The sequence below is a fragment of the Rhodococcus zopfii NBRC 100606 = JCM 9919 genome, from assembly GCF_001895025.1.
Classification (GTDB): Bacteria; Actinomycetota; Actinomycetes; order Mycobacteriales; family Mycobacteriaceae; genus Rhodococcus; species Rhodococcus zopfii.
Genome location: NZ_BCXI01000081.1, coordinates 1 through 8,764, shown reverse-complemented (window position 1 = coordinate 8,764; position 8,764 = coordinate 1). Strand labels below are relative to the sequence as shown.

5 protein-coding genes and 1 pseudogene are annotated in these 8,764 nt (G+C 65.6%); 5 read left to right on the top strand and 1 reads right to left on the bottom strand.

What is annotated here, in order from left to right:
- Window positions 1–252: 252 nt before the first annotated feature.
- Entirely contained in the window at window positions 253–3,225 is a 2,973-nt protein-coding gene (locus RZ1_RS28740) for a helicase-related protein (protein ID WP_238072280.1), read from the top strand.
- 192 nt (window positions 3,226–3,417) lie between these two features.
- Here RZ1_RS28740 and RZ1_RS28735 read toward each other — a convergent pair whose 3' ends face one another.
- A complete protein-coding gene (locus tag RZ1_RS28735; RefSeq protein WP_139282061.1) occupies window positions 3,418–4,464 on the bottom strand; it encodes a hypothetical protein in 1,047 nt (348 codons plus the stop codon).
- A 730-nt stretch (window positions 4,465–5,194) separates the two neighbouring features.
- On the opposite strand from RZ1_RS28735, the gene RZ1_RS28730 reads away from it, so the two are divergent.
- The 4 genes and pseudogenes from RZ1_RS28730 to RZ1_RS28715 form a co-directional block, all read left to right on the top strand.
- Entirely contained in the window at window positions 5,195–5,539 is a 345-nt protein-coding gene (locus RZ1_RS28730) for a hypothetical protein (protein ID WP_072816271.1), read from the top strand.
- A gap of 592 nt (window positions 5,540–6,131) precedes the next feature.
- Window positions 6,132–6,830, top strand: coding sequence for a hypothetical protein (locus tag RZ1_RS28725; protein ID WP_244899415.1), 699 nt, complete (start codon window positions 6,132–6,134; stop codon window positions 6,828–6,830).
- Between the two features lies 1 nt (window position 6,831).
- The gene (locus RZ1_RS28720) at window positions 6,832–7,737 is read left to right on the top strand and encodes a hypothetical protein (protein ID WP_072816269.1); all 906 of its coding nucleotides are present in this window, start codon (window positions 6,832–6,834) and stop codon (window positions 7,735–7,737) included.
- 801 nt (window positions 7,738–8,538) lie between these two features.
- Window positions 8,539–8,764 (top strand): annotated as a pseudogene (locus RZ1_RS28715) (helix-turn-helix domain-containing protein); the annotation flags it as partial.

The window sequence follows — 8,764 nt, the reverse complement described above, 5'->3', positions numbered from 1 at the left end:
CCGAATGCCCAACGTGGTCGCGTACCCGTCTACACCGGCGCGTGTTTCAACCTGTGGGAGCCGGACGCCGGAGTTCCATACGCGTACGCGAAGAAGTCCGTGCTACGCAAATACCTTATGGACAAGCTGTCCGGGTCGTTGCGTCGCTCGCGGTCGGCGTACAAAGGAATGAAGTTCGCTAGTGGGGTTCTCCCCCTGGACGCTGCGCGGATTGCATTCCGCGACATCGCGCGCTCTGATGACCGTCGCACGATGATCGCTGGATCGTCCAACATGACGTACGCCGGCCTCGCGCACAACGCGGAGCTCAACCTTGGCACCGGCGGCGGGACTAGCTCGGCAGGGAAGGTCCGGGAGTGGTTCGAACACTTCTGGAACCTCAGCGACCCTTACGACCTCGCAGGGCTCTACGGTCGCTTGTGGGACGCACACACCCCGTGGTCGGTCTACCTGCGGATGCTCTGGGAGTTGTACGGCGAGCACCTCGACGCCGAGGAGAACCCCAATGTCCGCACGGGCCTGAATCTCACCCGCTTCCAGGCCGACGGTGTCGTCCGCATGGAACGCCTGCTCGACGAGCACGGCGGTGTGCTCGTGGCCGACGAGGTTGGACTGGGCAAGACCTTTCTCGCAGGCGAGGTCATCTACCGGACGGCGAACGTCAACCGGCAACGAGTCCTGATCGTCGCCCCGGCGGCCCTGAAGTCGTCAATGTGGGAGCCGTTCCTGGAGACCTATGATTTCAGCCGGTGGGTGAAGGTCTACTCCTACGAAGAGGTCCGCAACCGTCTAGATCCCGACAAGGGGCCGATCGACGCGTTCCTGCAAGAGGTCGAGGACTACTCGCTCGTCGTCATCGACGAGGCCCACAACCTCCGCAACTCGGGTGCGCAACGTTCCGGTGCCGTTGACCGCGTCATCACCGCCGGCAGCCCGAAGCGGGTCGTCCTGCTGACGGCAACGCCGGTCAACAACTCGCTCAACGACCTTGAGACGCTGGTCAAGTACTTCATCCGCGACGACGCCCGGATCGCGTCTCTCGGCATTCCGAGCATCCGCGAGTACATCAAGCAGGCACAGGCCGTCGACCCGGCCAACCTCACGCCTGAGCACCTCTTCGACCTCATGGACCAGGTCGCCGTCCGCCGCACGCGAAAGTTCGTCAAGGAGCACTACGCCAACGAACTGATCATCGGCCCGGACGGCAAGCCCACGACGATCAAGTTCCCGCAGCCCAAGGTCCGTCGCATCGATTATGACCTGGATGCCGACGGACTCACCCTCATCGATGCGATGGTCTACGCGCTCGACGACCCGACAGATCCGCACGCGCCGCGAGCCTGGGAAGACCGCAGCCGAGACCCCAAGCGTCTGATGCTCGCCCGCTACCTCTCCAGCATGTACACGGTCGACCACGACTTGCAGGAATACCAGATCACCAACGCCGGCCTGCTCCGGTCGGGTCTGTTGAAGCGACTCGAGTCGAGCCCGCAGGCGTTGCATGCGTCGTTGGAGAAGATGATCGTCTCCCACGAAGCGTTCCTCGAAGCGCTCGGTAAGGGGTTCGTCCTGAAGGGCGAGGCCTTGAGCGAGTGGGTGTCGTCGGACTCTGACGACCTGGCTGAGTTCGTGGCCGAGTTCGACAGGGACGATCAGATCGAGTCGGTTGTCGGTTATCACCTGACCGAGCTCCAAGCCGACGTCGACTCCGACATCACGCTGTTGCGCGAGCTGAGGAATCTCGCGCTGGTAGTGATTGATGGGGTTGAGCCGAAGGTTAAGCGCCTGATCGAGGAGTTGACTCAGATCGCTGCCGATGCGCAGCGTGTCGATCCTCGCGGACTTTCGCATGCCGACCGGCGCAAGATCATCATCTTCTCGGCCTTCACCGACACGATCCTGCCGATCCACGAGGCCGTCGTTGGGGCGATCGAGAAGGCTCCGACAGGATCGCCGATGGCCGACTACAAGGACCGAGTCGCTCCACCGATCATGGGTTCCTACGCGAAGGCCCACGAGCGCGGCGCGAGCGGGGGTGTCGACCAAGGTGGTCGTGCCTCGATCATTGCTGGTTTCGCTCCGGCGACCGCGGGACCGCGGAACGCTGCCGGTGAGCCATCTGCCAAGGACGAGTTCGACATCCTGTTCACGACTGATGTGCTCGCCGAAGGTGTGAACCTCCAGCAGGCCGGCCAGATGATCAACTACGACCTTCCGTGGAACCCCATGCGAATCGTGCAGCGGCACGGTCGTGTCGACCGCATCGGCTCCAAGCACGACTACGTTTACCTCGGTCTGTTTTTCCCTGCAGAGCGCCTCGATGCTCTGCTCGAACTCGAAGCACGCCTCGAGTCGAAGCTCGCACTCGCGGACGCCGCGGTCGGTGCGGGCGAGGTTCTGCCCGGTCGAGGCCCCGGTCACGAGGTGAACCTCGCCGACGACCGGGTCATTGACGAGTTCGAGAAGCTCCTCGATGCAGGTGGATCGAGCGCCTCGTTGTCCGGGGAAGAGTACCGCCGTCGGCTGTTCGGGGCGTTCAACATGGAGCCCGTTCTGAAGTCCGACGTGCTGTCGCTTCCACACGGTTCGGGGAGCGGATTCGTGAACCCGGTCGTCCGCGGCAACGGCTACGTCTTCTGCGTGAAGATCGGCAAGAGCGCGAAGCCCTGGTTCCGTTACGTCCCTGCCAACGACGATTGGTCGCTTCGCTTCACGGACGACGGCGATCCGATCGTTTCGTCCGACACTCTCATCTCATTGCGCGTATCTGACCCGCAGGACTCCAACGCCGAGCGATGGCTCCCGGAAGACGTCTACGACCATGCCTTCGATGCATGGGAAGTAGCCCGCGACAGCGTCTACGCGGTGTGGAAGAAACTGACCGACCCCAACGCGTTCCAGCCCGAACTGCCGCTGTCCTTCCGCGATGCCTACTCGCTGGTGATCCGCAAGGGCGGCTACCTGGGCAGAGACGCTCAAGTCGTGCTCGCGAATCGGTTGCGCAGCGTGCCGTCGGCAAAGGTCTCTCGGCAGGTCCGCGGCGCCCTCAATCAGGGTCGGACGGATGAGGAGCGAATCAACCTCATCACCGAGGTCCTTGACGAAGCGGGCATCACCGCCCCTCCACCCCGCGAGGCACTTCCTGACATCGAGAAGCACGAGGTTCGGCTGGTGACGTGGATGGCCGTGAAGGGAACGCGTGGCGTCGAAGGATCGACTGAATGACCTCCATGCACGTGGCTCCGTTGATCAGGGACTACATCACGGACGACTTGGCCCGATCATCGGTGCCATGCTGGAGACGAATCTCATTGGATGACCTCGCCTTTACGACCCCCAGGAACGTGTAGAGATGTCTGGTGGCTCGTGTTCTAGGCGTTGAGCACTGCATCGATACGCTGATCAGCCCGATCTGGTCTACCCCTGGGGGAGGTGCATGCAGCTGACCTCGAAATCCACGCCGAACACGGCCCGGAGCGCATCGACGATCCGCGATGAATTGCGCAGATCGGAAAGACGCTTGGCGAGGGGTTCGGACGGATGCGCAAGCACTATGTGGTTGCCGTCCACACTGTGCACGCTCGCACCGCTCAACATGACATGGACCGTTCGACTCCGCTCGTAGACGTGCGCAGACACCTCCGGCCAGGCGTCACGTATCGCGTCCAGGTCGGGAACGACGGGTTGCAGCGCATCCGGTTCCTCCAGCAGGTACTCCGGATGACCTCCGCTGTCGAGGTGGCTGGTGTCGGATGCGCGGGTCAACCGGTCAGTGGCGCGGCACAAATCACCCAACGGGGTGTCCGGCTGCTCCTCCGCGAGGACGGCGAGTTCCTGGTACCGGCGTACGTCATTGCCCAGCTTGTGGATGACGTATTCGCCTTCTTCGGAGGGGATGGAGAATGTCAGAGGAACCATCCCGGCTTGACCGAAATCACGGATACGGGTTGGTCCCCACCGTCGCGCAGCCCAGTCTGTGGGATCTCTGTGCATGCGGACAATCGGGCGAAGAGCGGACAGGCTCGGGCCGAGGCGGAACGAATCGGAGGCGTAGAGCAGCGCTCTCGCCGCGATTTCCTCGAGCCATTCGGCACTCGCCGCATCGGCGGACTCCGGTGACGGCGCTACCGATCCGTGGCCGAACAAGCATGCCTCGAGAACCTCAATGCCGAACGCCCCCAGGTCGCGTGCACACTCCACCCGAGCGAGCAGGTGGTCTTCCGCGAGAATCGCCGCGACTTGCGCCGCAATCGTGTCTTCCCGCTCGCGTGCTTCGTCCCGCGCGTTGCTCCGGTATCGCTCCGCCAGCGCCAGCTCACGTGAGCCCAGACGGGGGCCGCGGGCCGAGCCGACCGGTGGTTCCGCCGCCACCTCGTGGCAGACGAGGTGGCTGCCACCGCAGCGTGTCACCGCACGTAGGAGATCCAAGCGAGTCAGGACAGTCCCGTCCAGGCGTTCGCGCACCCGTCCGACCGCCCCGGATGGGACCTTCGGTCGTGCCAGATACGTCGCGACCTGCCCAGCCAACTCCTCTGACGTTGCATTGCTTATCCAATAGTCTTTCGACCCCGCGGGGACCTTCTCGGCGGACCTCTCCAGCCTCCCGTCCCGCCACAACAGCGCCCATGCCTGCTCGTCGGTCACCTCGGCCCGGCCCAGGAGTTGGGTCCACGACCGAAACCCGGGAGTGGTTGTGTCGAGGGCCCAGCGTAGGACGTCGGACGGGAGTGAAACGCGCGCGCGAGCGATCACCAGCAGGAGGTATTCCACTCGCCAAGAATGGCAGGATTCGGTTCCCGTACTCATTACGACACGGGCCGGGCGGTGTCGGAAGAGACGTTCACCTGACATAAGAGGGCGCTATCGGCGGTGGGCCAGCGCCCAGCTCGGAGCGCTCCTTCCCCGAGATTCCGCTGGGCTCGACAGTCAGCCCGGGGTCCTGTTTCGTCACGGTCGGTTCTGGATGCAACAGCGCGATCGCGAGCCGGTTCAGCGGGTGTGGGAGGGCTCCCAGTGCTGGCGGCCCAGGCGGTCCCGTTAACCGCCGCGAGGGTTTTTGCCGGTTCGACCCGAACCTCTGATCGCTCAAGTTCTGTCGGTAACATCCCCTACCATGATGCTCGCCCCGCATCCCACTGGATCTGCCCAGGTCCGGGGCAATTTCTCTGCTCGCGTCGACTGCAAGGGATCTTCTATGCCGCTTCCGATCGTCCAGTTCAGCTACCTCGGCGCCCTCTACTCCCCGTTCAGCGGTGGAATGATTCAGCCTGTCGAGGACGGGTGCATCGAAGAGGAGCCGACACTGCTGTTTGTCTACGACGGCAACGTGCGCGAGTGGGTCTACATCAGTGCCCGGGTCACAGACAACCTTCCCGAATCCCTGCCGGAAGACGCAGAAACAGTCGAGGACCTCGATGCCACCGAGTTGGCCGAGGTGCTCGATATTCCCGGCGGAATCGTCATGGCTGTCGACTTCGATTGGAACGGGATCGTCTACTTCGGGGTCGCTCCCGTCGAGTCCACCGACCAGGACGCATAGGCGAACCAGGCACCGGCCGTCAATGCCGCGAGCGCAGCCACCCGTAGCTCAGCCGAACCCAACTCGGGGACTGCTGCAATATGTAGGGGAATACCTGATATAAGAGCCGGTCATCGGCGGTCAAGGATGTCGAATTTCATCTGATGCAGGCATTCGTCGCTGCGTGACGAGGGGCTCCAGTCTGCGAACAGCTCGGAACCACGGGCAGCGCCGAGCACCGCGCCGAGCCTCATCACCCACCGCCCACGATGACCGGCGTCGCCGTGGGCATCGCGACGGGAGACGGCCCGCGCCCCGGCCGGAGGTCCGGACGCACGATCCGGGACGGCCTCCGGGACATCCTGTCCCGATCGTTGCGATGCCGACTCGGGTGGCGGCATGTCCAACCAGGCGGGGGCGGTGCGTGGGACACGAGGGGTGTATCGGACAATTACGGCGGCTGCGAGTCGGGCGCGGTGACCGGACGATCCGGCGCGGAATGTACCGGGATGGTTCCCGGTCCCGTTCTGCACGGTGGATCGAACCGAGAAGTGTGTCGGATCGGCCGGGCCGCAGGTATGTGGGTCGGTGTACAGAAAGGCCTGCAAGTTCCATGACTCAGCCGCCCCCGTGGGGACCCGATGAGCGCGACTACGGTCGGCCCGCCGGCGACCAGCCCACCGCGCAGTACCCGCGCATCGATCCGGTGACAGACGGCTATATGCCCACCCAACAGCCGCAGCCGATTCCCCCGGTCCCCCAGCCGGTTCCGGCGCCGGTCCCGGGGTACGCGCCGCACCCGAATTACGTGCCGCCCACATACCCGGCACCGTCGGCGAAGCACTCCAATGCCGCGGTGTGGGTCGTCGTCGCGGTGCTGGCGGTCATCGTGGTGGGCCTGGTGGGCTATCTGTGGCTGTGGCCGCAGATCGTCAACGACGATGCGACCGCGGCCGGGCCGTCCACCTCGACGTCCACAGTGGTCGTCCCCGCCGTTCCCGGTCCGGCCCCGGCGCAGGGAGGTGCCGGCCCGGCCCCCGCGACCGGCGAGACCATCCCCTCGTATTCGACCCGTTGCGCGAGCGTGTTCACCAGCTCGACACTGTCGAGTTCGGCGGTCGGCTCAAGCGCGACCTCGTGCGAGTTCGCCGAGGAAGTGCGGGCATCGTATCTGCGGCAACTGGTGCGCGGCGCCGTGGTGTCGATCAACGCCTATAGCCCGGTCACCGGCCGCTCGTACACCATGACCTGCTCGGGGAACACGGTGGTCACCTGCACCGGCGGCAACGACGCCGTGGTGTATCTGTACTGACATGGACGAGCCTCGACGCCGGAACATCCGCGCAGCCCTCACAGCGGCCGCCGCGGTGGTGACGGCGGTCGCGGTCGGGGCGTGCAGTTCGCCGCAGGCTCGCACCGAGCCGGACGTGGTGGTCATCGAGACGGTCTTCGAGACCGTTCCGAGTGTGCCGGCAGCCCTCGGGTCCGGTGCTGCCGCCAGCCCGGGGGTCGGTGGCGGTTTCGACGGGTTCGACGCCTTCGCCGCCCAGCTTCCCGCCCGGGTCGGGTTGGCGATCGTTCCGGTCGGTGGCGGACAGGCCGTCACCGCGGGCACATTGCCGGCCGACCTCGCCTGGTCGACGATCAAGGTGCCGTTGGCTCTGGCCGCACTCGCCGCCGACCCGGCACAAGCCGGCAATGCCGCCGCGGCGATCACCGTCTCGGACAATGCCGCAGCCCAGGCCATGTGGGACAGCTTGGGCGCCGGAACATCCGCGGCCGCCGCGGTGCAGCAGGTTCTCGCTCGATTCGGCGACCCGAGCACCGTGGTGCAACCCGAGGTCACCCGCCCCGGATACACCGCGTTCGGGCAAACACTGTGGCCCCTGACCGCCCAAGCACAGTTCGCCGCCGCACTGCCCTGCCACCCCGACGCCGAGCAGGTCCTGGCCTTGATGGGACAGGTCTCTGCGGAGCAGTCCTGGGGTCTGGGCACCCTGCCCGGCGCCCGGTTCAAGGGTGGGTGGGGGCCGGATCCGACCGGTGGATACCTGGTGCGCCAGTTCGGGATCGTCGACACCGGGACCGGGCAGATCGCCGTCGCCGTGGCGGCAGCACCGACCACAGGAGCCTTCGACGACGCAATCGCGGTTCTCGACCGAGTCGCCTCCTGGCTGGCGCCGCGACTGGCAGCGACAACCCTCGACAACCCTTGCTGAGCCCGCTGCGGTTCAGGGGCATCGATTCCCCGGACGCCGAGTCACGCGCGTGCCGACTCCCCCGTCACTCGCGGAGCATCTCGAGCTGCCACCGGACCCAATGCCACCACTCGATGACATCCGGGTCGTCCGGGTCGTGGCCGGCGGCCGCCCACACTGCACGGTCTTCGGGATCCATACCCGGTTGGACGCATCGAGCGTGTCTCTGGTTCCTACACTGGGGGGCTACGTGTGCGTGGCCGGACTCTGCGGGTGCGGGCGCGGATCCGGATCGACGCACCACATGCGGACCCTCACCGGCGGTGAACACACCCCGTGCCGGCCCGAAGCATCGACCGGCGGGGGGTTCTGGTCGAGGCTTCGGGCCTATTTCACGAGCCACCCGGCGGAGGCGGGGTGATCCGCGGCCACACCGCTTCCCGGACCGTCGGGGGTGATCCGGGAAGCGGCGAGGCACTCGGGTACGCCGAATAATTCGGCGTCCTGGTTGTCTTGTCGTCGAGCACCCGCAAAACGTTTCAGGCTCGACTCCGACCCTCTCCAACAGGGACACATTGCCCGGCACGGGGCACGGAGACACCCGGCCACCGACGCGCATCCTCGGGGGCTCGGGTCACGTCCCGGACGGATGCGTGCGCAGTTCCCGCAGTTCGGCACGGAGTTAGGCGACGCGTTGCCGGGCGGCGGCGGCCTCCCCCGTGCGCGCTGGGGCGATCCGCGCAGGGAGAATAGGCCAGCCTGAGCAGTACAAGTACGAGGAGTCACCGATGGCGACGACGATGAAAGTCACACACACACGATCGTCGGATCGTTGCTGCTCGCCCCGCCTCCGCCGCGACACCGGGCACACCCGACCTGGGCTTGTTGTCGGGGAGAGAACGCGACGTTCTGCAGGTGTTGGCCACCGGAGCGTCCAACGCCGACATCGCCGGCCGGCTGTATCTGAGCGAGACCACCGTCAAAACCCACATTTCGGCGGTGTTCACCAAACTCGGTGCCCGCAACCGCGTCGAAGCTGCCTTGACTG